The sequence below is a fragment of the Martelella alba genome, from assembly GCF_006516955.1.
Classification (GTDB): Bacteria; Pseudomonadota; Alphaproteobacteria; order Rhizobiales; family Rhizobiaceae; genus Martelella; species Martelella alba.
In genome coordinates, this window is record NZ_VHLG01000014.1 from 113,816 (window position 1) to 140,560 (window position 26,745).

Below are 26,745 nucleotides of genomic sequence, written 5' to 3' on the forward strand. Positions count from 1 at the left end.
TTCAGCCAAGTAAGATTGACCCGCCTGATAGGCAGCGATACAACCCTCACCCCGCTATCGGAAAACGGCATATGCGAAATATGGGGCATTTGATGCAGCATATTCTCCACAGAAGGAATGGCGGCAGGTCTGGCGCTTGATGCGGCCGGAATATCAGCAAAAAATCGATCAGAATGCGTATGAACGCCCATCATTCGGCACCGGACATCTTGGAGGAGTTCATGGCTTGGCGTAGACTGATTTTCGCAAACACGAAAAGAAGGGAAAAACCATGAGTGTGCGCGTTTCAGGAAAGCAGATGGAAGTCGGAGAGGCATTCCGTCAAAGGATCGAGGATCAGATAGAGGAGGCCGTCACAAAGTATTTCGATGGCGGGTATTCGAGCCAGATCACCGTTGAAAAATCCAGCAACGGCTTTTCCGCAGATTGCAAGGTGCACCTCGACAGTGGTGCGGTTCTCCATGCGGCCGGCAAGGCCCATGAGCCGCAGGCCGCCTTCGAGGCCGCCTTCGAGCGCATCGCCAAGCGCCTGCGCCGCTACAAGCGGAAGCTGAAGGACCATCACAACGGTGCTGCTGATTTCGCAGAAGTCGCATTCACAGTTATGGATCTTGCCCCGGATGAAATGGAGGAAATTCCCGACGATTTTGCACCGACCATCGTGGCCGAGAGCAAAACAGAGGTTCGTACGATGGCAGTGGCAACTGCCGTCATGTCTCTGGACATGACAGATAAACCACTGATGTTGTTCCGAAACCCGGACAACAAATCCCTGAATATTGTCTATCGCCGACCGGATGGAAATATCGGCTGGATCGACACTGCCAATATCAAGGGTTGATTGAAGCCGGCGGGTATGCTTTAGCATGCCCGCTTTCTTTTCACCTGCGCGCTGCCTTCGGAATGAGATATCATCCGCCCCCGCAGTGGCGATGCCGACCGGGTTTGCGGCGAAACGAACCCGTCAAGGAATTGGGGTTATGGCACTTACTGACCTGCTCAAACAGGAAGCGATCATTCCCGCGCTCAAGGTGAATTCCAAAAAGCAGCTGCTCCAGGAGCTTTCTGCCCGTGCGGAAGACATCACCGGCCTGCCGGAGCGCGAGATTTTCGAAGTAGTGCTGCAACGCGAACGGCTTGGTTCGACCGGGGTTGGCAATGGTATTGCAATTCCGCACGGCAAATTGCCGAAGCTCACCCATATGACCGGCGTCTTTGCCCGGCTCGATCATCCTGTCAATTTTGAATCGCTTGACGACCAGCCTGTCGATCTCGTTTTCCTGCTTCTGGCACCGGAAGGCGCCGGAGCAGATCATTTGAAAGCACTCTCTCGGGTTGCCCGTTTGCTGCGCGACCATGACCTGACCACCAAAATCCGTGCGTCTGCATCGCCAACAGCAATTTACACTTTCCTCAATTCCGAACAGACGCCCAGCGCGGCCTGACTACCCCCCACATTTTCGTAACTTCAGCACAGCAACCGGCAATCCGCCCTGCGCAAATCCTGGCGTGGCTTTTTCAGCACCCTGTGCCCAGAATATATTTATCTGATTTTCATATTATTTTTTAAGAAGCTAGCGTTCGCCCTATCGCTGAAAACTCAGCCAAAGGGGACAAAATTGAAGCTTCAGAACTTATTGTCATGCTTCTGCCGGCAGCAGCCTTCCGCTCGCGAAGACGTGATGCCTTATGATCCAGAACGCAGACCGGGCAAGACCTGCATCAAGGACAATCGTGACATAACGCCGGATGACCAACGGCCATCACGCGCAGTCTGCTTCGACCCGGAATTGCTGATCCCGGCACAGCCCGACTACCCGGCACCGGGCTGGTTCACAGAGCAGGACAAGCGACCGGGTGATACCGGGCAAAGCAGGACGGCATCAACCACAAAAGCATCGCCAAGCAGATTGTCGCGTTTCAAACGCACGCCTTTGCGCCTTTTCTCCAGATCATTGCAGTCGCAGCCGAGCCGCAAAGCCGGCATCCCAAGAACACCGCCAAGGCCAGTTCCCGTTGAGCAGGTCTCGGCAGATTTCAGCAAACCGAGCCAAATGGGAGCCACGATGATACATGTAATTGAGACGGCAACGCCTGTCCTGCATAGCGCGATAAAGTCACCGCCCATCAGTGAATGTCCTGCGCCCACGCTGCCGTCTGGGACGTCAACCCGCCCCAAAGCGACGGCAAAGCCCATGACGGACCGCAGGCCGACCGGCCCGATATTCAAAAGAGAAATTGCGACAATCTCCTATGAACCGCCAGAACCGGCAGAACCGGCACCGGACTATGATCCGTCAACGCCGCACGTAACCCTTTGGTTTCCTGATCGACAAAAGGACAATCAGAAAGAATTTCAGGAATTTGGCAGCGAGCCGGTCGAGCAGACATCAGGAGTTTACCATTTGCCGGATCAGGTGAAACGGCATCAGGCAGATTTCGAAGCCATGCTGAGACAGCGAAGACGTGGTGTCAGCGGGCAGGCAAACCGCCATCGGCTGCAAACGATCCCGGAAAACGAGGTCGCCGAGACATTACCCAGAATGAAACAGCACCATTTCGAGACCCTGTCCCAACACCACAGATCGACCAAGGGCAAGCTTGCTCTGAACAAAGAAGCCAAGAAGCAGACAACCGGGCTGCCAGCCCGGGCGAAAAGAGGGCTGAAGCAGGATGAGGGAACGCTAAACGCTTCAAGCATCATGCTCACACCGACAAGTTCGCGCGCAAGTTCGCGCGCTTCACTGGACAATTCTGACAAAGCGTCAGTCAGTCCGGCCCCGTCTCCCGATGTCAAGGACAGGACGAGCACGTCCCAAGATAGCTGGCAGCAGGAGCTTGAACTGCAGCGACGCGAACATGCGACCGCAAAATCAATGTTGGACGAGAATATGTCAATATTGGCCGAGATGGTAGCCGGCCACATCCGCAACTTCGGCGAAAACCCGTTACGGCAACCGCATGTTAAGCCCGGTTCACCGGCGACCCCTCACCCTTTCGCCCACAGAAGCGCCCGCGTTACGGACGTCTCAGAGCCAGAGAAACCGCACATTTACACGAAAAATAAAAAGTCCAAATCCGAACAGCCCAGACCGACGACCCCATACCCTGCCAGTTTGCCCACATCGAAAACGGAAGAGGCGAAACCGCATGGGCAAAATCGTCCGGACACACCGAGCCAGGGACGGGAGCAGGTTCGCACATATTGGCCGCCCGTCTACACAGAAATATTCGATGTTTAAAAAAGGCATTTCCCGAAAAACAGGAAAACCGGCTCCCGGTTTTCCCCAGCTTGCTGACAAAGTCATTCAGCTTGTCTGTTTGGGGTGGAATAGCCATCGCCTCCGCCGTCATCCCCGTGCTTGTCACGGGGATCCATACTCTTAAAGATTTGAATAAGCAGGTTCTTTCGCCGCGCGGACGCGCGTCGGCTGGATGCCTGTGACAAGCACAGGCATGACGTTAAAGAAGAGGCTAGGGTTTGTCAGCAGTCTGAGGAAAACCGGCTCCCGGTTTTCCCGTTCGTCACGCCAGAACAAACAATAAGATATTTGATGATATTCCGACCTTTGAACGGACTGGCAAGGCAAGAGCAGGCATGATGTTAGCCCTTCCTTGCAGCGAATAGAGAGACAATATCCATCAGTAAAAGCCCCGCCAGCTCTGGTTATCGCGCTGCACTTACATCTGATTTGCTGATTTTTCTATCAGGCCGACCCTCAACACCATGTGGTGACCATAAATCTGATCGCCTATGAATGTGAGGGTATCCTTCATGCCAAGACTTCACCTGCCTCCGCCAGCAATCGTCACGCATTCATGGAGGGCGGCCTCTGGCCCGAACGTCGCTCCCGTCGGAACCAATACCTCAAAATCCGATGGGCCTGCCGCGCCCGCGCCAAAAAAGGCCGTGATGGCCCCGCAGAACAACGCCAGCACCGAGACGCCGCAAAGGCAGCCCGCGCGCTGGCCGCCACTCAGCCAACCGAAAAAGATCGTCCAGAAAATCCAGGAACGCCTGAACGCTCTTAACCGTGACCAGATCGACCCCCAAAGAGCAGAACGGAAAATGCGACGGGAGCGGGCAGCAGTGCCCAGGCTGTCGTCAGCAAAATTTTACGTCGCCTCGCCCGCCGGCTGTCCTGAAAAACGACCTGCAACAGACAACGGGCTCAAAAATCTCGACCAGCCATTCATGGATCGGCTGGAGACCGGCTTCAAGAAACTGACTCCCCCCCTCACACCCGGCGGCCCGCACATCAAGCGACCTGCGCCGCAACCGCCAACTCAGACAACGCCTTCTGCCGAAGCCGCCCCGCCACAGGCAGCCCCCCGCCGATCACCGCCGCCAGTCCCGTCACCGACGTCCAGTCATCTGACGCAAAAGACCGATGAGGATCGCAAGAGCATCCGCTCCGAACCGCTGGTCGAATTGGCCACCAACAAGGGAAAACGGAACTGGCCAACCCCGCCGCGCGCGCCGTCCCCCGCCATCAGCCAGATCTCGCTGCCCCTCGAGGAAAGTTCAAGCGCGCTCGGCCAGGCGCCGGCGCCCAAAAAGGCGCCGGCTCCCCTGCCTCCGAAAGGAGATCCCGAAGAATACAGCACCCGTTTGTGACACAGGCTCAATGCGGCACCGACTGGGTTGGCGGCCGCGTGATCAGGCAGAAGACAGACCAGCAAAGCAAGGAGTTTGAAGATGGGAACACAGCCAGCATGTCACGCCGCGCGTAAAATTCAGCGCCCGACATTCCCGCCGCCACCGCCGCCGCTGCGGCCGAATGTCCACCCCCCGCAGGATGGCGCCCCGCCAACCGCGCTCCGATCGGTAGCGGCAGAGCAGCAACAGCCTTCCGGCTCCATTCCGGTATCAGGCCAGCCCGGCCGGGACACAGCAAAGGCACAACCTCCCGCGACAGATATTGAGGTTGGCCATCCCTATGCGATGCATCTCGTCGCCCCCGGAAAATCCAGTCAACCTCACAATAGTGGATGCAACGGGCAGCCGGATGTCCGTTCGGGCGAAGACACGGCGGCGAGCAGGCAGCAAGACCTGCCTGCACTGTCAAAGATCATCCAAAATCACATTACGAAACGAGGTGCCCCCCAGGAGGAACAGGAACCAAAACGGAGCAGAGCAGTCTTTTATGTATCACTTTAGGTGACGTTCGCCGTCCCAGAGTGATGCCCTTCACCCGCTCTGAAAAGCTCAATCAAGCACGGCACAATGGCGGCAATGCTCTGCCCGCGCGCCCTTCTGGCACTGACGAAAGTTCGGGCAGCGTTTTTAAAGGTCGCCCGAACCCGGATTGGAAAATTCCGGTCTTTGCCGGTGGAAGGGCAGCAAACAGCCCTTCCCGCCCGCAGCACAACCGATCGCCCGAAACAAACCGCGGCATCCAACCGGCATAGATCGAGCCGGCGACGCTAGAAATGTTGCGATCCGGCCCCGACACGCGGATCGGCAATCAAAATTTCAGTGCCGACCGGTTCCGATCTTCCTCAGACAAGGACGAGAAATATGCCCCGAACATCCCAGTCATCAACGCCCGTTGCAGCACAACGCAGATTCGAGGATGCAACCGCAACGGCTGCCCCGCCAATAACGGCCCGTCGCAATCCGTCGGCACAATCTCAGCAGATGAGCGAAAACATTTCTGCGGCGACGGCGGAAAAAAAGGAGCGCGGCGACGCCCTTTCCTTTCTTCTGGCCCGGCTTCCTCCGCCGCCACTGGAAAATGCCCTCTCCGGGCAACAGACGGGGAAGCCGTCTCCGGCGCCAAAACCAAAACTCTCCGCGCGCGAATTCGAAACGCGCAAGCAGCGGGCAGCATCAGACCCAATTCACGGAACCACCACAAGAATGCAGTCGCCCTCCGTCTCGTCCGCTAACGCAAGACTGACGGAGCGGTCTCAGTCTGCCGCCTCCAGTTCCGCACGTATGTCCAACATCTCAATCATTCCGTCAGAGCCGAACTTTGAGGCGCCCACTCCCGATGATATTCCGCCACAGCCGAACTATCCGGCCCCGCCCCCGCCGGCCCGTCGCTATATCAAGGGCAAGAATGCCGACAAGCGCCCAAACAACAGCAGCCCGACGGTTGCCCGGATGCAAGACCGCGGAAAGACCAGACAGGCCAAGCCAAAAAGCTTTGTAAAGCTGATGAAAGAGATCTGGAGCAAGATCGGCATCTGCACGCAAAACAAGGTCAAGCCAATGCCCGCCGCACATATGGCCATCATCCAATCCAATCAGAACCACCACCCTCTGAAGCCGGCTTTGAAGCAGCCAATGAAATCACGGGGTCGCCACCACATTTCATTCGAGCCACCGGTCCAGATAACGCGGCTTTGAACCATTTCCAGCGTGTTCCGATCCGGCAAGGAAAAGGCCGCCAGCCCGAAGGCGGCGGCCTCATACTGCAGACATTGGAACTGAACGCCTTAAGGCACTTATTCGGCAGAAGCCGGTCCCTCGGCACGCGGCCCGCCCTTGGACACGCCCACCATGGCGGGACGCAATACGCGATCGCCAATCACATAGCCGGCCTGAACCACCTGAATGACCGTATTGGCCGGAATATCGGGATTGGGAACCTCGAACATGGCCTGATGGAAATTCGGATCGAATTTCTCCCCTTCCGCCGCAATCTGCTTGACACCGTGGCGCTCCATGGCGGCCAGCATTGATCGCTCGGTCATCTCCACGCCTTCGGCAAAGCCTGCAACATCGCCGGTGCGCTGCTCTTCCGGCATGGCATCCAGCGCGCGACGCAGATTGTCCGACACGCCGAGCATATCGCGGGCAAAGGCGCTGACGGCATAGGACTTGGCATCCTTGACGTCGCGCGCGGTACGGCGACGAAGATTTTCCATCTCGGCTGCCAGCCGGAGCATCTGGTCGCGAAGCTTCTCGTTTTCTTCACGCAGCAGAGCGATCGGATCGGGTTCAGCCGCAACCTGTTCGGCGCCGGCCTGCGCCTCGTCTTCTGCAGCGCGCGCAGCGTCCAGGTCGATCACGGTTTCGTTCTCGCTCGCGTCAGTTCCGTTCTTCTTGGTCTCGTCGGTCATGACGGTCTCCGCAGGTAAGTGTTCTTGATGTTGTCGTGCCCCGATATCGAGGTTCGTCCCCGAAAAATCAAGGCCTCAGATTGTGTGACAGCCATGTTCAGGACGAACGCGCGAGGCGGGAAAGCATATTTGCGGTGTAATCCACCACGGGAACGATGCGGGCATAGTTCAGCCGTGTCGGGCCGATCACGCCCACGGCGCCAATCACATGATTATCCGCATCGCGATAGGGCGCGACAATCAGCGAAGAGCCGGAGAGCGAGAAAAGCTTGTTCTCCGACCCGATGAAAATTCTGACGCCCGAGCCCGACTCCGCCAGGCTGATCAGTTCGATCAGGCTGTCCTTGCGTTCCAGATCATCAAACAGCATACGCAGCCGGTCAATGTCGCCGATATCGGCAACGCCCTGCAAGAGATTGGCACGGCCGCGCACGATCAACCGCGCCGGTTTGCCTTCCTCGCCACCGCCCGACCACACGGCGAGGCCACGGGCAACAAGATCCTGCGACAGCTGATCCAGCTCGTTGCGAACCTCATCCTTCAGCCTTGTCAGTACGCTTCGCAGCTCCGGCAGGGTCTGTCCGTTCAGATGCGCGTTGAGGAAATTGGCCGCCGCTGTCAATTGCGACGACGTCGTTCCCGCAGGCAATTCAACAATCCGGTTTTCGACCTCATTATGCTCGCCCACCAGCACGGCAAGCGCCTTGGTCGGCTCAAGCCGGATGAATTCGACATGTTTCAGAACCGCGTCGCTCTTCGACGTCACGACCAGTCCAGCCCCGCGCGACAGCCCGGAAAGCATCTGGCTTGCATCATTGAGAAAGGCATCAACAGGCCGCCCGGCCCCGGCGCCATGCATATGACGGTCAATTTCGGCGCGTTCTTTCTCGGCCAGATCGCCAATCTGCATGAAGGCATCCACGAAAAAGCGCAGGCCCGTTTCCGTCGGCAACCGGCCAGCGCTGACATGGGGGGAATAAATCAGCCCCAGCTCTTCCAGATCACTCATCACATTGCGCACCGAAGCGGGTGACAAGGACATGGGCAACAGCCTGGACAGATTGCGTGATCCAAGCGGCTCGCCACTCTCCAGATAAGCTTCGACGATGGTGCGGAACACATCCCGCGATCGGTCGTCCAGCATCAGGCCTGGCGGTTCGGAAAATGCGTCGTGATCTTTCTTCATTCTGGCCTTGCGTTCAGCCCAACGGTTTAACAGCGGTTGATATATTCAATATAGTAAGCGTGGCGTGCTTAGCAATCGCACAAGTCCGCCTGAGGCCACCGATGTTTTTCTTTGCAAATGATCCTTGGCTTCCGTAGAACCCCGGATACGTCAAAAGGGAAGGAACAACCATGCGGCCATCAGGCAGACAACTCAATCAGATGCGCAATGTCACATTCGAGCGCGGCTATTCCAAACATGCCGAGGGCTCGTGCCTGGTGAAATTCGGCGATACCCATGTTCTGTGCACCGCAACGCTGGAAGATCGCGTTCCGCCGTGGCTGCGCAATGGCGGCAAGGGCTGGGTTACGGCCGAATATGGCATGCTGCCGCGCGCCACCGGCGACCGTATGCGCCGCGAGGCCTCGGCTGGCAAGCAGGGTGGCCGCACGCTTGAAATCCAGCGCCTGATCGGGCGTTCGCTGCGCGCCGTCGTCGATCTCGAAGCTCTGGGCGAGCGCCAGATCAGCCTCGACTGCGACGTGCTCCAGGCCGATGGCGGCACCCGCACCGCCTCGATCACCGGAGCCTGGATCGCACTTTACGATTGCCTGAAATGGATGGAAGCCCGCAACATGATCAAGACCGAACGCGTCCTGAAGGATCATGTCGCTGCCATCTCCTGCGGCATTTTTGCCGGACAGCCGGTGATAGACCTCGATTACCTGGAAGATTCGTCTGCCGAAACCGACGCCAATTTCGTCATGACCGGCACCGGCGGCATTGTTGAAGTTCAGGGGACTGCCGAGGGCAAGCCCTTCAGCCAGGAAGAACTTCTGACGCTGCTTGATCTTGCCAGAAACGGCATTGCCGACCTCGTTTCCATGCAGAAGGCCGCGATTGCCGGCTGAAACGGACAACAACCATGATTGCCGGAATTCTTGAATCCGCGCTTTACGTCGATGACCTTGATGCCGCCGAAGCCTTTTACGGCGGCATTCTCGGGCTGACCAAGATCGCGCGGCAGGAAAACCGACACATCTTTTTCAGGGTGGGTCCCGGCGTTCTGCTGCTTTTCAACCCGGAAGAAACGGTTCTCCCCGCTCCTGACGGCGCCCTGCCCGTACCAGCCCACGGGGCCAAAGGTCAGGGCCATCTTTGCTTCCATCTGGAAGGCAATGATTTTGCTGCCCTGCTGGAAAAACTGGCTGACCATGACATTCCCGTGGAGGCTGATTTCAGATGGCCGAACGGGGCAAGATCGGTCTACTTCCGTGATCCAGCTGGCAATAGCCTGGAATGCGCCGAAAAACGCTTGTGGAATCTGTGACAGGAAAAAAATGCGCACACTTGAAGAAAAAACCATTGTTGTCGCCAGCCACAACCGCGGCAAGATTGCCGAAATCGCTGCGTTGATCGCACCACTCGGCTTTGCCGCTTCATCGGCAGCCGCGCTCGGCTTTGCCGTGCCGGACGAAACCGGGACGACCTTCGAGGAGAATGCCGCCATCAAGGCGCTCGCCTCGGCAAAAGCCTCGGGCAAGCCGGCACTTGCTGACGATTCCGGGCTTTGCGTCGACGCGCTTGGCGGCGATCCCGGCGTCTACACAGCCGACTGGGCGGAGACCGCCGATGGCAGCCGTGATATGCCGATGGCAATGCGCAAGGTCCATGACGCGCTTGTTGCCGTCGGCGCAACAACCGCCGAGCGCCGTACAGCGCGCTTTGTCTGCGTACTCTGCCTTGCCTGGCCGGATGGCCATACGGAAACCTTCCGCGGCGAGGTCGAAGGCACCATCGTCTGGCCGCCGCGCGGCGATAAGGGCCATGGCTATGACCCGCTGTTTCAACCCGCTGGCCATGACCGCACATTCGGTGAAATGGAAGCGGACGAAAAGGCCCGCGGTGGCCCGGCCGATGGTGGTGCGCTGTCGCATCGCGCCCGCGCCTTCAAGCTCTTCGTTGAAACGGGGTTGTCACACTGAAAACGCATCAGGATCATCGCGGCCGCGTCAATGGCGATGACGGCGAACCCGGCTTCGGCATCTATCTGCACTGGCCCTTTTGTGCCGCGAAGTGTCCCTATTGCGATTTCAACAGTCATGTCCGCCATCAGGCGATCGATCAAGCGCGCTTTGCAAATGCCTTCGCTGCCGAGATTGCCCATATGCGGGCCCTGTCCGGCCCGCGCACGGTGACCAGCATATTCTTCGGCGGCGGAACACCATCACTGATGGAACCAACGACGCTTGCAACCATCCTTGATGCCGTAGCCAATGCCTGGCATGTACCCGATGGAATCGAAGTGACCCTTGAGGCGAACCCGTCAAGCGTTGAAGCCGATCGCTTTCGCGGCTACCGGGCAGCCGGCGTCAACCGGGTTTCGCTTGGTGTCCAGGCGCTGAATGACAAGGATCTGCGCTTTCTCGGCCGGCTTCACAACCTCGATCAGGCGCTTGGGGCCATCAGCCTTGCGCGTGAAATATTCCCGCGCATGTCCTTTGACCTCATCTATGCCCGACCGGATCAACGCCCGGACGACTGGGCGGACGAACTTCGTCAGGCTATCGGCCTTTCAGCCGACCACCTGTCGCTCTACCAGCTGACAATCGAGGAAGGTACCGCCTTTTTCGGCCTCCACCGCGCCGGCAAGATCATCATTCCAGACGAGGACCATGCCGCCGACCTCTATGAGATCACGCAGGCGGTGACGAGCGAACATGGCCTGCCGGCCTATGAGGTTTCCAATCATGCCATTCCCGGAGCCGAAAGCCGCCACAACCTCACCTATTGGCGCTATGGCGATTATGCCGGTATCGGCCCTGGCGCCCACGGCCGGCTTGGCAAGGGCGGCGAAAAGCGCGCCACCGCCACCGAGCGCCATCCCGAAACCTGGCTCGAAGCGGTCGAACAGCGCGGCAATGGCATCATCGAAGAAAGCCTTCTGACAGCCGAAGAACAGGCCGACGAGATGCTTCTGATGGGTCTGCGCGTGACCGAAGGCCTTGATATCGCCCGCTGGGCCGATATCGCCGGGCATGGCATTGATCCGGACCGCGAGGCCTTTCTCACCGATCTCGGGCTCATCCAGCGTATCGGCAACCGGCGGATCAGAGCAACCGGCCAGGGCATGCTGGTTCTCAACAGGCTGGTCGAGGAACTCAGCCGCTAACATTCTGAGATTGTACTTTTCGAAGAAGGTACTGGATAGCAGGCGAATAAACAGATATTCGTTCTAGTGTTATTACGCTTTACTTATCGTCAGATGAGCCAGGCATTTCGCGTTTAAGGCAATCAGAGGCAGAGCCAGTTATGAGCGGTCCCACTCTCAGCATCATCTCCGCCGTGCATAACAAGGCAGACGTTCTGGCGGAAACAGTCGAGAACTGGCAGAGCCATTCCTCATCACTGGGAGATGCGGTTGAATTTGTTCTGGTTGATGATGCCTCTGTCGACGGATCCTATGCGCTGGCACAATCCCTTGCCAGCGAAGACAAACGGATAAAGCTGCACCGTCTGCCCGAAAACAGAGGTCCCGCCATTGCTTTCAACACCGCTGCAGGCCTTGCCGGGGGGCGCTACCTTCTGGCTGCGGACGCTGATGATCTCTTCCCCGACAACGCCATAATGCTGATGCTGTCGGCGGCCGAAATGCACCATGCTGACCTGGTCTACGGCCGCTCGAAACGGACAACGGAATATCCGCCCCTTTCCGCCGGGACCAAGGTGGAGCTGATTGCCGACCCTTTTGCCTTTGCTGTGCGAAAGAAACTGGTGCGAATGGGCTTTCTTGCCGAAAAAGCACTGTGGATAGCTGCGGGCGGCGCCGATGAGACGATCTTTATTCAGGACCAGTCCCTGCCACTTCGCCTTTCCTGCCATGCCAGGTGCATGGCTTATATCGATGACTATGTCTATTACCTGCGCCCGGCGGGAAGCGACAACCTGTCGCGCAATACGCTTCAACAGCAGCATGACCGTTTCCTGGCCCTGGCGCCATTTCTCAAGCACAAGGAGCTGAGCGAGGAAACACGCAAGCAGATCCTTCGGCAAATGGTATCTTCGTCATGGAAGCGGAGGCGGGAAACAAAAGGAATTCTCCCCTTTCTTTCGCCCGAATTTCTGACATATACCCTCACACGAATGACGGGGCGTTCGCCATCGCCCGCCTGGTTTGAAAGGGAGGAAGAGAAATTTCGCAAGCTCAGCAACATCCGTCGACCGGCCGGCGCCTTGATCTGAAGGCCTTGCGCGTTCTTATTGTCGGTTATTTCGACCGCAAACACCTCTTCAGGAATTATTACAGCGTCGACAGCAAGCTCGCCAACGGCTTTATCCGGGCCGGCCATAATGCCCTGTGCTTTTCCGACCGCGACCACGCCCGTGAGGCCACTCCTTTCAACACACAAAAGCTCGGCAAAACGAAAATGCGCGACAAGCTGGTCGAAGCAGCTGGGCACTACCGGCCGCATCTGATCGTCTTTGGCCATTGTGACCTGATCGACGGCGCCACCTATCAGCGGCTGCGCGACAGGCTTGCAGGCGTGCGGATGGCGGCTTTCAACCTGGATCCGATTTTCCGGCCCAAAACCATGGGCGATTTTGCCGAGAGGGCAGCGCATATGGATGCCGCCTTCATCACCACGGCCGACAGGAAAGCACTGGCAGAGCTTGGCCTGCCAAAAGGCCGAACGTTCTTCATGCCCAACCCGGCCGATTCAGGCATCGAAACAGCGCGCGTCTTTGACATTCCCCGCGAGGATCTGAAATTCGACGGTCAGTTTCTTGGCACCGGCATTGAAAAGCGCGAAGAGCAGCTCGACCATATCATCGCCCATCTGAGCAAGGACTACCGCTTCAATGCCGGTGGACGCTCGTTCAACTCCGAACGGCTGACGAGCACCCCCTTCCTTGACGCACTTGCCGAAGGCGCCGTCTCGCCCAATCTGCCGCTTGACGATACCGACCCCGCCAAGACACCCTATCTCTACAGTTCTGACCGTCTGGGGCAGCTTCTCGGGCAGGGTATCACCACGCTGACCTTCGCCGCGAGCCGCCATAGCGATCTCTATGAAGATGGCGTCATGGAGTATAAGGATCGCGACCACCTGGTCGCGCTGATGGAAGAGCTGCGCCACGATGATGTGAAGCGCCGCCTCATCGGCGAGAAGGGCTATCGCATCGCGCTGGAGCGCACGAGTTCAACGAAGGTTGCTGAATATATTCTCGATGCAACATTCGGCAATGACACCTCTGGCTATGCATGGAACACCAGTCCGGTTTGAACCGTTCTTTGGGGAGGAGAACCATTATGGCAGATTTTTCGCACACGCACCGTATCATCCGTGACCGCCTACTCGGTGCCCTTTCGGTCATTTTCGCCGTCTATATGGGCTATCTCGCCCATTTAGACGGTGTGGCTCTCGGCCCCTCGATCTTTTACGGATTACTGGCCTTCGTGATCGTTGGCATCGCGCTTCTGGTGCTGCGCGGGCTGATCTATCCTGTCATTCTGGCAGCATTGGCCATCTGGCTTTTCGCCCATTTCGGCTATGGCTGGGCCGAAGACATCATCAACTATGTCTCACAGCTCTGCCACATCGCCTATGTGGAATCGTTGAAACTGTTCAAATCGGCAGATGCGACCATCAGAGCCTGACAATAGCGACGCGGCCTGGCTCGGCCGCGTTAATCAGGCCGCCAGACCGTCTAGCAGCAAGCGGAGCGCGGTTTCGGCATCTTCAGACCGTTCCGAGTGATCGATGAAACCACCGCCGAAAACACGGGCATCATTGCCGGGCGCATCATAGAGAACGCAAGCCTGCCCGTTGGCGATACCCGCCTCGCCTTCGACAAGATCTACATAGATCCCGGTCGCATCCGCATGCAGCACCACCGGCAGCGGCGGCCGGGTGGAGCGCACTTTTGCAAAGCAGGAAAATCCGGTCTTCGCCTCATCATCAAGCGGCAGATCGCCAAGCCAGTTAACGTCACGCAGATAGATACGCCGTGTCTCCAGCGCCTCACGCGGGCCGACGATCACGCGGCGCCCCCGTGCATCGAGATGCACCACATAAAGCGGCTCCCCGGTCGCGACACCAAGCCCCTTGCGCTGGCCGATCGTATAGCGAACGATGCCATCATGCTGGCCGAGCACACGGCCATCCAGATGAACAATGTCACCGGCAAGCGCAGCATTCGGCTTGATCTTGGCAATTACGTCGGAATATTTGCCCTGTGGCACAAAACAGATGTCCTGGCTGTCCGGCTTTGCGGCAACCACAAGCCCCATATCTTCCGCCAGACGCCGGGTTTCAGCCTTCGGCAAACCTCCCAGCGGGAAGCGCAGGAAATCAATCTGCTCCTGCGTGGTGGCAAAGAGAAAGTAGCTCTGGTCACGATCGGCATCGACGGGACGGTAAAGCGCGCGGCGATAGGGATTGTCGGCTGAAGGGTTGAGCCGCGAACGGATGTAATGCCCGGTCGCCAGTGCGTCAGCGCCAAGCTCGCGCGCCGTCTGCAGCAGGTCAGCGAATTTGACCGTCTGATTGCAGGCAACGCAGGGTATCGGTGTCTCACCGGCAATGTAGCTTTCAGCGAAAGGATTGATGACCGTTTCGCGGAAGCGCGCCTCATAATCCAGCACATAATGGGGAATGCCCAGAAGCTCCGACACGCGGCGTGCGTCGTCAATATCCTGCCCTGCACAGCAGGAGCCAGCGCGATGTACCGCCGCGCCGTGATCATAAAGCTGCAAGGTAATGCCGAGGACATCATAGCCCTCACGCTTCAGAAGCCCCGCGACAACGGAACTGTCCACGCCGCCCGACATGGCGACCACGACCCTTGTATCCTCGGGCCTCTTGTCGATATCCAAAGTGTTCATTGATCCGCCAGTCCAGTTCAAGGTTGGATGTGGATAGTGCCGGTATCACCCGGCATTCGTTTCTTTCAGGCCCCGAAAGGCCCCGTTTCGGCTGCAGATATAGAAAGCGGAATGGCAAGAGGCAAGAAAAATGAACTTTTCGCGCCTAAAGGCACAAAACGCTATTGGCGCGGATTAAGGCAGCGGCTCCCCTCAAATGGCATCTCATAGGCAATCAGACGATCGCTATATTCCGCGCCAGAATAGGTGCCACGCTGCAAATCGAATGGTTTCATTAAAACCAGTGCGCCTGCGATATCATCCGGCAATTCCCGCGCCAGGGGAATGGCAACCCGCTCGCACAGGCTCCTGGCGTCCCAAAACAGCACATTATCCCCATATCCGGCGTCCTCTGGAAGGCCAGGCACATAGAATTCGAGGATCAGCATCGGCCCCCACAGCTCATGGAAGCTGAGCTCGACGTCCCCCCTGGCGATGCTCGCCTGCCGGCCCGACGGCAAATCCCATGGACCCGCCGCCTGAACAGGAACGAGCGAAAAAAGGGAGCCAAAAGCCGCCCCCACGAATGCCGCAACGAAGCGCATGGGCACGCTCTCCGTTCACACGATCAAACGACAAGTACCATCCAACCATAAGACGCAGCGCGACCGATAGCCAGCCTCATACCAAGAAACAGCAATTGCTGCACCACGCTTGAGAGCCCCGCAGAGCAAAAAAGGCCCGGTTCCGTTTCCGGAAACCGGGCCAGTCACACTCAAGATCGTAAAATCTTATTCAACCGGGAATTCGAGCGGCTTTGCCTGCTTGATGGCCGGGTTGGACAGAAGCTTGTCGAGCACCGCCTGCGTCGGCTGTTCATCGACATAGAGGAGTGCGATGGCATCGCCACCCTGTGCATCGCGGCCGAGCTGGAAGTTGGCGATGTTGACGCCAGCTTCACCGAGCGTCGTGCCCATGAAGCCAATCATGCCGGGAACATCGGTGTTGGAGATGTAGACCATGTGCGGGCCAACATCGGCATCAATATTGATGCCCTTGATCTGGATGAAGCGCGGCTTGCCATCCGAGAACACCGTGCCGGCGACCGAACGGGTCTGCTTTTCGGTGGTGACCGTCAGCTTGATATAGCCATCATAGACGCCCGACTTGTCGCGCTTGGTCTCCTGCAGGATAATGCCCTTATCCTTGAGCATGATCGGAGCCGAAACCATGTTAACATCGGCGACCATGGGACGCAGCAGGCCAGCAACCAGAGCGCTGGTCAGTGCCGTTGTGTTCAGCTGCGCAACATTACCATCATAGAGAACCTCGACCTGCTTGATCGGGTTTTCGGTAACCTGACCGGCAAAGGCACCCAGCACTTCGGCCAGCTTGATGACCGGCTTCAGCCGCGGGGCTTCTTCAGCCGAAATCGACGGCATGTTGATGGCGTTGGTAACAGCGCCCTTCAACAGGTAATCCGACATCTGCTCGGCCACCTGAAGTGCGACATTTTCCTGAGCTTCGGTGGTCGACGCGCCCAGATGCGGCGTGCAGACGACGTTTGGCAGGCCGAAAAGCGGGCTTTCCGTTGCCGGCTCGGTTTCGAACACGTCGAAGCCTGCGCCTGCGACATGGCCGGACTTGATGGCTTCGGCAAGAGCAGCCTCATCGACGAGACCACCGCGCGCGCAGTTGATGATGCGAACGCCCGGCTTGGTCTTGGCAAGCGCCTCGGCACCGAGGATGCCGCGGGTCTTTTCCGTCATCGGCACATGCAGCGTGATGAAATCGGCCTTGGCCAGCAGCTCATCGAACTCGACCTTGGTGACGCCGATGGCCTCAGCCCGTTCCTGCGACAGGAAGGGGTCATAGGCGATGACATTCATCTTCAGACCGATAGCACGGTTGCAGACGATCGAGCCGATATTGCCGGCACCGATGACACCAAGCGTCTTGCCGGTGATTTCAACACCCATGAATTTCGATTTTTCCCATTTGCCGGCCTGGGTGGAGGCGTCGGCGGCGGGGATTTGGCGGGCAACGGCCAGCATCAGCGAGATCGCATGTTCCGCCGTGGTGATCGAGTTGCCGAAGGGCGTGTTCATGACGATGATACCACGACGCGAGGCGGCCGGAATATCAACATTGTCGACGCCGATACCGGCACGGCCGATCACCTTGAGATTGGTAGCGGCTTCGATCAGCTTTTCGGTGGCCTTGGTGGCCGAGCGGATCGCCAGACCATCATACTGGCCGATGATTTCGAGCAGCTTTTCCTTGTCCTTGCCGAGCTTGGGCTGGAAATCGACGTCTACGCCGCGATCACGGAAAATCTGGACGGCTGCTTCCGAGAGCGCGTCCGAAACGAGTACGCGAGGTGCCATGATAGGCCTCCTTGAGAAAATCGGTTTTGATCGGAATGTCGGGCGGCGCCATCGATGTGGCGCGCGCCTCTTCAAATCATCGCTGACGCTTCAAGCTGTCAGCTTGGCCTTCTGAGCTGCAAAAGCCCATTCGAGCCAGCCCATCAGGGCTTCCATATCCGCGGTTTCGACCGTGGAGCCGGCCCAGATACGCAGGCCGGACGGTGCATCGCGATAAGCGCCGATATCAAAGGCAACGCCTTCCTTTTCGAGCGCCGAAACGATCCCCTTGGCAAAGGCTGCCTGGGCATCGGCATCAAGCGCCTGAACGGCAGGATCAACGATCTTCAGGCAGACAGAGGTGTTGGAACGGGTCTCGGCCACTTCGGCGAGGTTCTCGATCCAGTCATGCGTGTCAACGAAGTCGAAGATCACCTTGGCATTGGCGTCTGCGCGGGCCATCAGCCCCTTCAGTCCGCCAATGGTCTTGGCCCATTTCAGGGCATCGAGATAATCCTCGACGCAGAGCATTGACGGCGTATTGATCGTCGCGCCTTCGAAGATACCTTCGATCAGCTTCCCGCCCTTGGTCATGCGGAAGATTTTCGGCAGCGGCCAGGCCGGGGTGTAGCTCTCAAGACGCTCTACGGCGCGCGGCGACAGGATCAGGATACCATGACCACCCTCACCGCCAAGAACCTTCTGCCAGGAAAAGGTGACAACGTCGAGCTTGGCGAAATCAACATCCTGCGCGAAAACGGCAGATGTGGCATCGCAGATGGCCAGCCCCTTGCGGTCATCGGGGATGAAATCGGCATTGGGAACGCGCACGCCCGACGTCGTGCCATTCCAGGTAAAGACCACATCATTGTCGAAATTGACCTCAGACAGGTCCGGAAGCTGGCCGTAAGGTGCCTCGAGCTTGCGGGCATCTTTGAGCTTCAGCTGCTTGATCACATCCGTGACCCAGCCCGAACCGAACGATTCCCAGGCGAGCATATCAACGCCGCGTTCACCGAGCAGCGACCAGAGCGCCATTTCAACAGCGCCAGTGTCAGATGCAGGAACGATGCCGATGCGATAATCAGCGGGAACACCGAGAACTTCGCGCGTCAGGTCGATTGCTTCCTTGAGCTTCGCCTTGCCGATTTTTGCACGGTGGGAACGGCCGACGGGCGCGTCATTCAACGCTTCAGGCGTCCAACCGGGACGCTTTGCACACGGGCCAGAAGAAAAACGGGGATTGACCGGACGCGTGTCCGGCTTCGCAAAATCAGTCATTGGAGCTACCCTTCCAGATAGAGGCCTCTCGTTGGGGAGAGGTGTCCCGCTGCTGCGTATACGGCAGGCCCTGAGAATACGCAAGAGAAAAAGAGCAAGGGTAAGGCGGACGTGTAAGTTTGGGTCATTGAGGTTCTGGAACGGCCAGGATGAACTGCCCCAATTTTGACGGTACGAAACGTATGAATATTCTGCTTAGATTTCAAAACCCAACGAACAAAGGGCGCTCTATCGGCCGGCGGAACCCGTTCGACATAGGCGGCAAAGGCAACCGCCTTGATGGCCCTGTTCAGCGCCATCGGAGCGGTCATACCCAGTTTTTTTTCAGCACGCTAGCAAAGCTTGCTGCCTTCCAATGATCGCATGGAACGAACGGATGCCGGCTTCACGCGCCACGAACCGACAGGCGATAAAGCCTCATCCTCTCAAGACCAGTGAATGTCTGTTCACGGCCGGCGCGATCACGTCAACCGGTTGCCTTGTTATCGGGATATTCCCGACGCTTGCACCGATGTTTCCAATGTTTACACCAATGACACAAGGCAGCCTCAACCTTCGCCCCCCCCTGCTCGAGGCTGCGTCGAAACGCAAGAACAAGCTGCTTGAGCGCACAAAAAAGCCCGGCATCGCCGGGCCTTTCCGTTGATCGACAAAATTGATCAGAAGTCGCGCTGCAGACGGAACCAGCCGCCGAAAGCGTCGTTATAGGGGTTCGGCAGGTCAGCGTAACGCAGGTTAAGCTTCGCGTGGAAACCATCAACGATCGTGTAATCGAACAGAGCACCAGCTTCCCAGTAGTTCTTGTCCGACATCGTGTCAGCCTTGGCAGTGGTCCACTGAACAGCCGGCGTGATTTTCAGCTTGTCGGTAGCGTTCAGAGCATAACCGGCAGCCACGGCCCATTCGCTGTAGAGACCATCGGGACGATCAGACGACGAGAACCAGCTGAAGGAGTTAGCATAGGCATTGTAGCCCGAGCTGTACTGTGCACCGAGGTTCAGGCTGCCCGGTCCGAGAGCGAATGCACTCATCAGGCGGAGCGAGCCATCTTCGTTATAGGTGTCGTAACCGCCGTCCAACTTCATGCCGACGCCGCCAGCCTTGAAACCAACACGGCCCGAAACACCAAGCTTGGCCATGTCGTTGTTGCCGGTGTAGTCAACCATATCGGGGTCAAGAGCGTCGAGCGACAGGCCAGCTACATAGCCGTCACCAAGGAAGACGTAACGCATGGAGTTGAAGTAGGTGTTGCCGGACAGGTGATCGATTTCACCGATCAGACCTTCATCCCAATAGGATGCAAAGTAACCAGCCTGGAAACCGCCCAAACCCAAATAGGTCTGATCAAGCGAAACCTTTGAACTCGTGCCATCGCCATAAGCATAGGTGTTGAGTTCGATATCACCGGTCAGCACACCCAGTTCGGTGTCCGTCTTGGAGCTTACAGCCAGGTGAGCCTTGGTGAAGACGTCCCAGCTTGCCGAATCCGACGGGCTGGTGACGAAGTCGACCTGGAAGCGGACATAACCGCCAATATTGAGGCAGGTCTCGGTACCAGGAATGTAGAAGTAGCCCTTACCAAAGGCATCGCACACTTCAACGTTATTCGTCGCGACAGGTTCCACGACCACAACCGGGTCCGCAGCGTAGGCGCCGGACGCTGCCACAACAGCGGCAGCAGAACCCAGCAACAAGCTCTTTACGTTCATAATGATCTCCAAAAGTCTCTAAACGAGCAGATTTTTTTGCCAAGGGAGAAGCCTCGGCTCATCAGGTGTCAGAAGGGAACAGGAGAGTTTCACCCCCATTCGCAAAGTGATGTTTGCTGAAGCTGACATGTGTTCGCAACTGCAATGAATGCATTTATTTGCTTACGCATCACAAAATAGCTGTATGTTGCATCAAAGCAACAAAACACGTTGAATATCAATAAATTAATGTAACAAATAACATCCTTTAGTTGGTTGTATTTAATTTTTTGCGATCATTGATTTTATTAGCACTTACGAACGCATAGCTGTATCACATTGATGGATTCGCCAGACTGAATGCCGCCCTCCCCGCCCCAAGGCGCGCCAGCGGGATATCTCGCGCGGACAGGACGGCAAGGGCAACTGGCGAGACTACGTATTTTTTATTGAACGGCTGCGGCAATCGATCAATTTTGAAGAAATGTGCCTTCATGGCGAAAAGACTATCGCCGAAGCCAGGACCGTTATCGGGCGCATATCTGACCTTTCACACCAACGGACGCCCGATTTCATTGCTTAACCGGTAGATAGCCGGCCAGGCCTGCTGCAACGCACTGCCCGAAGGACGAAAGGCAAAATAGATGCGGCCGAAAACCACTTAACAATCAGCATAGGCCCGCTTGAACAATTCGAGCCACTACAGCCAAAATTGGTCAAAAAAAGTCTGACATGTTGATTCAACTTCGCGTAATCTGCGACTCACATAGATTTGCCCAATTCACAGAACGGGAATGTCAGCATTGTCGCGTAATGAAATCAGGGCTTCGCGCTCTTCCTCCAGCCAAGAAAACCAGGCGCTGTCGAAGACGGGACAGACAGACAAGAACAAGAAGCGGCGTGTCCGCTGGATTGCCTCCTCCATTTTATTCCAGACAACAGCCCTTGCCGGCACGCTGGCCGGTGTGCCGTTGCCTTTTTACAGTCGCGGCTTTTATTCGCGCGCCTATGCACAGGCGAGCTGTAATCCGTCTTCGATCCCCCATGCAGATGTATTTGACGGGACCCAGGCGACAACTGTCTACAGCTGCACAATTCCCTCGGGCAGCACGATCACGACGCCCCAATATGTCTATGGCGGTGCGCTGACTTTCTATTCCAATCCCTATGACTACAAGACCGGTTATTACTGGACGCCTGAGAACGGCATTCCAGGCCTGAATATTTCGCTCACCAATGACGCCACGATCGATATTACCGAAGCGGCAACCGTCTCGCCGCTGATCTCGTTTGATCCGCCCTATGGGACAAATTATTTCGACGCCAAGCGTAAGCAATCTGACGCGATCCGGGTGGTTTCGGTTGGCAGCAACTCCGATTATTACGGCAAGCATAACAAGAACAATGGCGGCGATGGTGGCAACATCACGATCACCAATAGCGGTGACATCACCAACACTGTCGGCAACGGCATTTATGCCGTCAGCGCCGGCGGCAGCCCCTATGATGACGCGAACGGCGGTTACGCTGGCACGGTAACAGTCACCAACAGCGCTTCGATCTCGGCAGCCAATACCGCCATTCTTGCCATCAGCCGCGGTGGCGCTTCCGCCAATAGCGGCAGGGGCGGCACAGGCCAAACGGTGACGATCACGGTTACCGGCGATGTCGAAACGATTGCCTCGACGGTATCCGGCAGTGGCATATTTGCTGCTTCGTACGGCGGAAACGGGCTGAAAAGCACCGGCGCGCCGGGTTTGACAATGAATGGCGGCATCGGCGGACAGGCCGGCACGGTGAGTGTAACCCTGGGCTCTTCTTCTGAGGCCTTTGCCGGTTCGATCACCACCACGGCATCGGGAAAGATCGCAAAGACTTGGGAATCGGAAGATCGCGACAGCGGCGCGGCGATTACCGCGATCAGCGGCGGCGGCTGGGGATTGACGACCACCAATGGCTCAGGCGTTGATTTTGATGGCGGCGACGGCGCCGATGTGACGGTACTCGTCTATGGTACATCGGCGACGCTGCTGAAAACACTTGGCGACAACTCAGACGGCATTCTGGCTGCAAGCTATGGCGGCACCAGCCAGAATGGCTATGACGGCGGCCAGCAGGGCGGCGCATCCGGCAACGTGACCGTCACGCTGACCGGTGGCGGCAGCATCAAGACCTATGGTGCCTCGTCAAGCGGCATTGATGCAGTCTCACTGGGCGGCCTCGGTCGCATCGCCTCTCAGGCCTCCTCCAGCAACACCGGGGGTACGGCCGGTGCAGTGACCGTCAAGAACAACTTCTCCATCACCACCGAGGGCAGCAATTCAAACGGCATTGTCGCCATTTCGGCCGGTGCTGGCGGTGGCGTTTACGCCTGGTCCGGTGACAGCGGCTTCACCTGGGGCGACAGCAATATCGCGTCAAATACCAGCAGCGACGTCTATGTCTACAATGGCGGCGCGATTGTAACCTACGGCGTTGATTCCCATGGTATCGTCGCCATGTCGATCGGCGGCGGCGGCGGCCTTCTGGTCTCGACATCGACGCTGTCGACCGACAGCTATAATGCGATCACGTCCAGCTCCACCTATCAAAATGTCGGAGGATCAGCCGGCAGTGCCGATGGCGCCAACGTTACGGTGATCAACAAGGGAGCGATCACCACCCATGGCGGCTATTCCACGTCTAAGACCGACACGACCAATGACGATGATGTCGCGCTTGGTGGTGGCATCGCCATTCTCGCCCAGTCGATCGGCGGCGGTGGCGGCGACAATACCGGATCGGGTGCAATCGGCGGCATTGGCGGCTCCGGCTCCTCTGGCGGCAATGGCTCGGACGGCGCAACGGTCATCGTCAAGAACTATGCCGCGCTCACTACTTATGGATCTGAAGCGCATGGCATTGTCGCCCAGTCGATTGGCGGCGGCGGCGGCACCGGCCGCAATAAAAGCGGCTTTTTTATCGCCGTTGGCGGCGCTGGCGGCTCGGGCGGCGATGGCGGCGATGCCTACGTCTATAACAACGCGGAGATCACCACCTCCGGCGACTATGCCTCCGGCGTGATCATCCAGTCGATCGGTGGCGGTGGCGGCGCTGGCGGCAAGGCATCAGCCTGGTCGATCTTCACCCATATCAGTGCTGCGGTTGGTGGATCCGGCGGGTCCGGCGGCGATGGCGGCACGGCGACCTATGAGAAAACCAGCGGTGGCTCGGTGTCGACATCGGGCGACAATGCAACGGCGATCATCGTACAGTCGATCGGCGGCGGCGGCGGCTCCGGCGGCACGGCAAAGTCGCACACCTACGCGGTCGGCTGGTCCTTTTCCTTCGCACTCGGTGGATCTGGCGGTGATGGCGGCAATGGCGGCGATGCCTATGCCCATGTCGGCGGGAAGATTGCGACAAGCGGCACGGATTCGACCGGCGTCCTGGTCCAGTCGATCGGCGGCGGCGGCGGCGAAGGCGGATCGTCCGTGGCCAAATCGCTTGCCGTCGGCATTCCGATCGACCCCGAAGGCAACACATTCGCGCTTTCGGTCGCAACATCGCAAGGCGGCAATGCTGGCAATGGCGGCTATGGCGGCACGGCCAAAGCCTGGGTTGAAGAAGGCGCCTCTATCACGACCACAGGTGACGGCGCGGAAGGCCTGGTGGTGCAGTCGATCGGCGGCGGCGGCGGCAATGGTGGTGATTCCACGGCGGCTTCCGGCACAGCCACACTGGCCAGCGTCGTGGAAAAGCTGAGCGGCGGCTGGGCCGAATTCGAAAAGGCAGCCGAAGACAAATCCGTGACCCTCAACATCGAAAATTCGATCGGCGGCACGGGCGGCAGCGGTGGCGAAGGCGGCTTTGCCTATGCCCATAATCTCGGCACAGTCACCACGTCAGGTGACTTCGCCACCGGCATACTGGTACAGTCTATCGGCGGCGGCGGCGGCAATGGCGGCACTGGCGAAAGCAGCTCGCTCAGCCTGTTCGGCGATTCTACCTTCACCCTGACTTATTCGGTCGGCGGCTCCGGCGGCACGGGCAGTTCGGGCGGCACCGCCAAGGGTGGCATCTCCGACAGCGGCGTGATTAAGACCACTGGCAATAATTCAGCAGCCCTGATCGTCCAGTCGATTGGCGGTGGCGGTGGGATCGGCGCGGCCGGCAACGGCGATGTCGATGCGGATACGACGCTCAATATCGGTGTTGGCGGCACAGGCGGCGCCGGCGGCGACGGCGGCAAGGCCTATGCCTGGAATGCCGGCAAGATCACCACGTCGGGGGATGCTTCCAGCGGTGTCGTCGTCCAGTCGATCGGCGGCGGCGGCGGCATTGGCGGCTCAGGCACGTCATCGGTTTCCCATTCCTTCGGCATTGAGAAGGAACTGAAGAAGATCGAAAGCTATGGCGTCACCATCAAGGCCTCTCTTGATATCGACACTTCGCTTTCGGGAACTGTCGCCGCATCCGGAGGAAGCGGCGGCAACGGCGGAACCGTGTTCTTCGGCCTCCCCGAAAAGGACCAGACCGATTTTTCCTATGGCACCATCACCACAAACGGCGCCCTGTCGAGCGGCGTCATCGCGCAATCGATCGGCGCGGGCGGCGGCTCGGTTTCACTTTCCTCAAACCAGTCGCTCGAACTCGACGCCGTCATCAGCAAAGACAGCACCGTCAGCGCCAATCTGACACTGGGCTCGACGTCGTCTGAGACCGGTGGCAGCGGCGGCGCCGTCTATGCCTATGTCTCGAATGTCTACACATCTGGCTTTTCCGCCATCGGCGTGATTGCCCAGTCGATCGGCGGCGGCGGCGGCATTGCGATCATGAGCGGCTATGCACCATCATCGCTCACCTTCGCCCTCGGTTCTTCAGCCTCCGCTGCGAATGAAAGCTATGGCGGAAAAGTCGAAGTCACCCTGCTCAAGGGCGAGACGATCAAGACCACCGGCGACAATTCCAGCGCTATCATCGCCCAGTCTATCGGTGCCGGCGGCGGCCTCGCCATTTCCGCGCTCGGCACATCGGCGACGGAAAATGATGATACGGTCGCAGACGTAATTTCGATCACGCTCGGCTCAAGCTCGACGCAAACCTATGCCAATACGCTGAATGGCGGTTCTGTTGCCGTCGGCTCGACGGGCAAGATTGTGACCACTGGCACCCGCGCCATCGGCATCGTTGCCCAGTCTATCGGCGGCGGCGGCGGCATGCTTTCGGCCTCCAGCACGAGTATTTCCGCCGTTCACTTTGAAAGTTCACAGCAATACGCTTCAAGCGACGATGTGACGGTCACGCTTGACGACGGAGCCAGCATCACAACCAGCGGCGATGGCGCCGCCGGCATCGTCGCCCAGTCCATTGCCGGTGGTGGCGGTTTTGCAGCCGATCTTTCGTCCGGCAGGCTCTATACCAATTATATCAGCAATTCTGACAGCAGCTACAGCTATGCAGGCGGCAGCAGCGCTGGCACATCTGGGACGGTGGACGTCACAGTTGACGACGGCGCGTCGATCTACACGACCGGTGCCTATGCCGCTGGCATCATCGCCCAGACGATTGCCGGTTCGGGTGGCATTTTCGAAAAGAACGGCAAGACCTATGCTGGCTCCCTGCACAGAAACAGCACCAGCAACACCGCCGCCATCAACATTACCGTCGATGGTGCGATCAAGGTCACCTCTGAGCATTCATGGGGCATCTGGGCTCAGACCCAGGAGGGAACCACGACGGTCACCGTCGGTTCAACGGGTTCAATTTATGGCTCATCCGTATCCGACGACAATGGTGGCGCCATCCATGCCACCTTCGACGAAGAGGGAAGCTTCCTGCTCCAGACCAGTTCGGGGGGCAGCGTCACCGGCAATGTCGTGACCTCCAAGGCTGGTACGGAAAGCTCATCGAAAGACTACAGTTCGACCAGTTCGGAAAATGCCGATGGCGCCGTCAGCCTCGCTGCCGCTGCACCGGTTGGCAGCAGCCTCATGGTCAATGCGGGAACCTTCACCACCGGTGTCATCGCCGGCCTGGACACGGTACTGAATTCCGGCATCGTCAATCTCGGCGGTGAAGGCAATGTGATCCAGACGGTGTTCTCCGGTGATCTCGTCGGTATCGGCTCATCCGATTACGGCAGCACCTATGATGCCGAGACGCTCGGTCTTGATACTGCCTTTACCGCCTTCACCTATAACAGCCGCTCGACGGTGAAGAACTGGAGCACAGCGACTTCCAGCAGTGGCGGCCTGATCTCCGGCCTCGATGTCGACATGGAGGGCGGTACCGGTGACACGCTGGTGGTCGAAGGCGATTTCGCCGGCA

The 26,745-nt window shown here is 58.2% G+C and carries 20 protein-coding genes; 13 read left to right on the forward strand and 7 right to left on the reverse strand.

Annotated elements, in window-relative coordinates; all coding sequences use genetic code 11:
• Positions 1-271: 271 nt before the first annotated feature.
• The 5 genes from hpf to FJU08_RS18745 all read left to right on the forward strand — a co-directional run bounded on the left by hpf (position 272) and on the right by FJU08_RS18745 (position 6,355).
• Positions 272-841: a ribosome hibernation-promoting factor, HPF/YfiA family gene (hpf, locus tag FJU08_RS18725; RefSeq protein WP_141150573.1), complete on the forward strand. Its 570-nt coding sequence runs from the start codon at positions 272-274 to the stop codon at positions 839-841.
• Between the two features lie 139 nt (positions 842-980).
• Complete coding sequence (gene ptsN, locus FJU08_RS18730; RefSeq protein WP_141150574.1) at positions 981-1,445, forward strand: PTS IIA-like nitrogen regulatory protein PtsN; 465 nt, start codon at positions 981-983, stop codon at positions 1,443-1,445.
• A gap of 174 nt (positions 1,446-1,619) precedes the next feature.
• Positions 1,620-3,242, forward strand: a complete 1,623-nt coding sequence (locus FJU08_RS18735; RefSeq protein ID WP_141150575.1) for a hypothetical protein — start codon at positions 1,620-1,622, stop codon at positions 3,240-3,242.
• A 671-nt stretch (positions 3,243-3,913) separates the two neighbouring features.
• The gene (locus FJU08_RS18740) at positions 3,914-4,618 is read left to right on the forward strand and encodes a hypothetical protein (RefSeq protein WP_141150576.1); all 705 of its coding nucleotides are present in this window, start codon (positions 3,914-3,916) and stop codon (positions 4,616-4,618) included.
• Positions 4,619-5,641: 1,023 nt separating this feature from the next.
• Entirely contained in the window at positions 5,642-6,355 is a 714-nt protein-coding gene (locus FJU08_RS18745) for a hypothetical protein (RefSeq protein WP_141150577.1), read from the forward strand.
• A gap of 98 nt (positions 6,356-6,453) precedes the next feature.
• Here the strand turns inward: FJU08_RS18745 and grpE are convergent, their stop codons facing one another.
• Complete coding sequence (grpE, locus tag FJU08_RS18750; protein WP_141150578.1) at positions 6,454-7,071, reverse strand: nucleotide exchange factor GrpE; 618 nt, start codon at positions 7,069-7,071, stop codon at positions 6,454-6,456.
• Between the two features lie 97 nt (positions 7,072-7,168).
• Positions 7,169-8,257, reverse strand: a complete 1,089-nt coding sequence (hrcA, locus tag FJU08_RS18755) for a heat-inducible transcriptional repressor HrcA (protein WP_181409924.1) — start codon at positions 8,255-8,257, stop codon at positions 7,169-7,171.
• A 170-nt stretch (positions 8,258-8,427) separates the two neighbouring features.
• Between hrcA and rph the strand changes: the two genes are divergently transcribed.
• From rph to FJU08_RS18790, 7 genes are all read left to right on the forward strand, one after another.
• The gene (gene rph / locus FJU08_RS18760) at positions 8,428-9,147 is read left to right on the forward strand and encodes a ribonuclease PH (RefSeq protein WP_141150579.1); all 720 of its coding nucleotides are present in this window, start codon (positions 8,428-8,430) and stop codon (positions 9,145-9,147) included.
• A gap of 14 nt (positions 9,148-9,161) precedes the next feature.
• The gene (locus FJU08_RS18765) at positions 9,162-9,566 is read left to right on the forward strand and encodes a VOC family protein (protein ID WP_141150580.1); all 405 of its coding nucleotides are present in this window, start codon (positions 9,162-9,164) and stop codon (positions 9,564-9,566) included.
• Between the two features lie 10 nt (positions 9,567-9,576).
• Positions 9,577-10,221 (forward strand): RdgB/HAM1 family non-canonical purine NTP pyrophosphatase, encoded by a 645-nt coding sequence (rdgB, locus tag FJU08_RS18770; protein ID WP_141150581.1) that lies wholly within the window; start codon positions 9,577-9,579, stop codon positions 10,219-10,221.
• Positions 10,218-11,408: a radical SAM family heme chaperone HemW gene (gene hemW, locus FJU08_RS18775; protein ID WP_141150582.1), complete on the forward strand. Its 1,191-nt coding sequence runs from the start codon at positions 10,218-10,220 to the stop codon at positions 11,406-11,408. The genes rdgB and hemW overlap by 4 nt, the downstream gene beginning before the upstream one ends.
• 140 nt (positions 11,409-11,548) lie before the next feature.
• Entirely contained in the window at positions 11,549-12,478 is a 930-nt protein-coding gene (locus FJU08_RS18780; protein WP_141150583.1) for a glycosyltransferase family 2 protein, read from the forward strand.
• A 5-nt stretch (positions 12,479-12,483) separates the two neighbouring features.
• A complete protein-coding gene (locus FJU08_RS18785) occupies positions 12,484-13,521 on the forward strand; it encodes a glycosyltransferase family protein (protein WP_141150584.1) in 1,038 nt (345 codons plus the stop codon).
• A gap of 26 nt (positions 13,522-13,547) precedes the next feature.
• Entirely contained in the window at positions 13,548-13,895 is a 348-nt protein-coding gene (locus tag FJU08_RS18790; RefSeq protein ID WP_141150585.1) for a hypothetical protein, read from the forward strand.
• A 33-nt stretch (positions 13,896-13,928) separates the two neighbouring features.
• Here the strand turns inward: FJU08_RS18790 and mnmA are convergent, their stop codons facing one another.
• From mnmA to FJU08_RS18815, 5 genes are all read right to left on the reverse strand, one after another.
• On the reverse strand, positions 13,929-15,122 hold the full coding sequence (gene mnmA, locus FJU08_RS18795) for a tRNA 2-thiouridine(34) synthase MnmA (protein ID WP_141150586.1): 1,194 nt from the start codon (positions 15,120-15,122) through the stop codon (positions 13,929-13,931).
• Positions 15,123-15,283: 161 nt separating this feature from the next.
• The gene (locus tag FJU08_RS18800; protein ID WP_141150587.1) at positions 15,284-15,706 is read right to left on the reverse strand and encodes a hypothetical protein; all 423 of its coding nucleotides are present in this window, start codon (positions 15,704-15,706) and stop codon (positions 15,284-15,286) included.
• A 186-nt stretch (positions 15,707-15,892) separates the two neighbouring features.
• Positions 15,893-17,488, reverse strand: coding sequence for a phosphoglycerate dehydrogenase (serA, locus tag FJU08_RS18805; protein WP_141150588.1), 1,596 nt, complete (start codon positions 17,486-17,488; stop codon positions 15,893-15,895).
• 90 nt (positions 17,489-17,578) lie between these two features.
• Positions 17,579-18,748 (reverse strand): phosphoserine transaminase, encoded by a 1,170-nt coding sequence (locus FJU08_RS18810; RefSeq protein WP_141150589.1) that lies wholly within the window; start codon positions 18,746-18,748, stop codon positions 17,579-17,581.
• Positions 18,749-19,407: 659 nt separating this feature from the next.
• Positions 19,408-20,457 carry a porin gene (locus FJU08_RS18815; RefSeq protein ID WP_141150590.1) on the reverse strand — a complete coding sequence of 350 codons (1,050 nt, stop codon included), beginning with the start codon at positions 20,455-20,457 and terminating at the stop codon, positions 19,408-19,410.
• A gap of 782 nt (positions 20,458-21,239) precedes the next feature.
• Between FJU08_RS18815 and FJU08_RS18820 the strand changes: the two genes are divergently transcribed.
• A partial coding sequence (locus FJU08_RS18820; RefSeq protein WP_141150591.1) for a beta strand repeat-containing protein occupies positions 21,240-26,745 on the forward strand: 5,506 nt, incomplete at its 3' end.

Bases quoted from the DNA above. Each gene is read 5' to 3' on its own strand.
- hpf (WP_141150573.1), top strand. From the start codon at position 272: ATGAGTGTGCGCGTTTCAGGAAAGCAGATGGAAGTCGGAGAGGCATTC.
- ptsN (WP_141150574.1), top strand. From the start codon at position 981: ATGGCACTTACTGACCTGCTCAAACAGGAAGCGATCATTCCCGCGCTC.
- FJU08_RS18740 (WP_141150576.1), top strand. From the start codon at position 3,914: ATGGCCCCGCAGAACAACGCCAGCACCGAGACGCCGCAAAGGCAGCCC.
- FJU08_RS18745 (WP_141150577.1), top strand. From the start codon at position 5,642: ATGAGCGAAAACATTTCTGCGGCGACGGCGGAAAAAAAGGAGCGCGGC.
- grpE (WP_141150578.1), bottom strand. From the start codon at position 7,071: ATGACCGACGAGACCAAGAAGAACGGAACTGACGCGAGCGAGAACGAA.
- hrcA (WP_181409924.1), bottom strand. From the start codon at position 8,257: ATGAAGAAAGATCACGACGCATTTTCCGAACCGCCAGGCCTGATGCTG.
- rph (WP_141150579.1), top strand. From the start codon at position 8,428: ATGCGGCCATCAGGCAGACAACTCAATCAGATGCGCAATGTCACATTC.
- FJU08_RS18765 (WP_141150580.1), top strand. From the start codon at position 9,162: ATGATTGCCGGAATTCTTGAATCCGCGCTTTACGTCGATGACCTTGAT.
- rdgB (WP_141150581.1), top strand. From the start codon at position 9,577: ATGCGCACACTTGAAGAAAAAACCATTGTTGTCGCCAGCCACAACCGC.
- FJU08_RS18780 (WP_141150583.1), top strand. From the start codon at position 11,549: ATGAGCGGTCCCACTCTCAGCATCATCTCCGCCGTGCATAACAAGGCA.
- FJU08_RS18790 (WP_141150585.1), top strand. From the start codon at position 13,548: ATGGCAGATTTTTCGCACACGCACCGTATCATCCGTGACCGCCTACTC.
- mnmA (WP_141150586.1), bottom strand. From the start codon at position 15,122: ATGAACACTTTGGATATCGACAAGAGGCCCGAGGATACAAGGGTCGTG.
- FJU08_RS18800 (WP_141150587.1), bottom strand. From the start codon at position 15,706: ATGCGCTTCGTTGCGGCATTCGTGGGGGCGGCTTTTGGCTCCCTTTTT.
- serA (WP_141150588.1), bottom strand. From the start codon at position 17,488: ATGGCACCTCGCGTACTCGTTTCGGACGCGCTCTCGGAAGCAGCCGTC.
- FJU08_RS18810 (WP_141150589.1), bottom strand. From the start codon at position 18,748: ATGACTGATTTTGCGAAGCCGGACACGCGTCCGGTCAATCCCCGTTTT.
- FJU08_RS18815 (WP_141150590.1), bottom strand. From the start codon at position 20,457: ATGAACGTAAAGAGCTTGTTGCTGGGTTCTGCTGCCGCTGTTGTGGCA.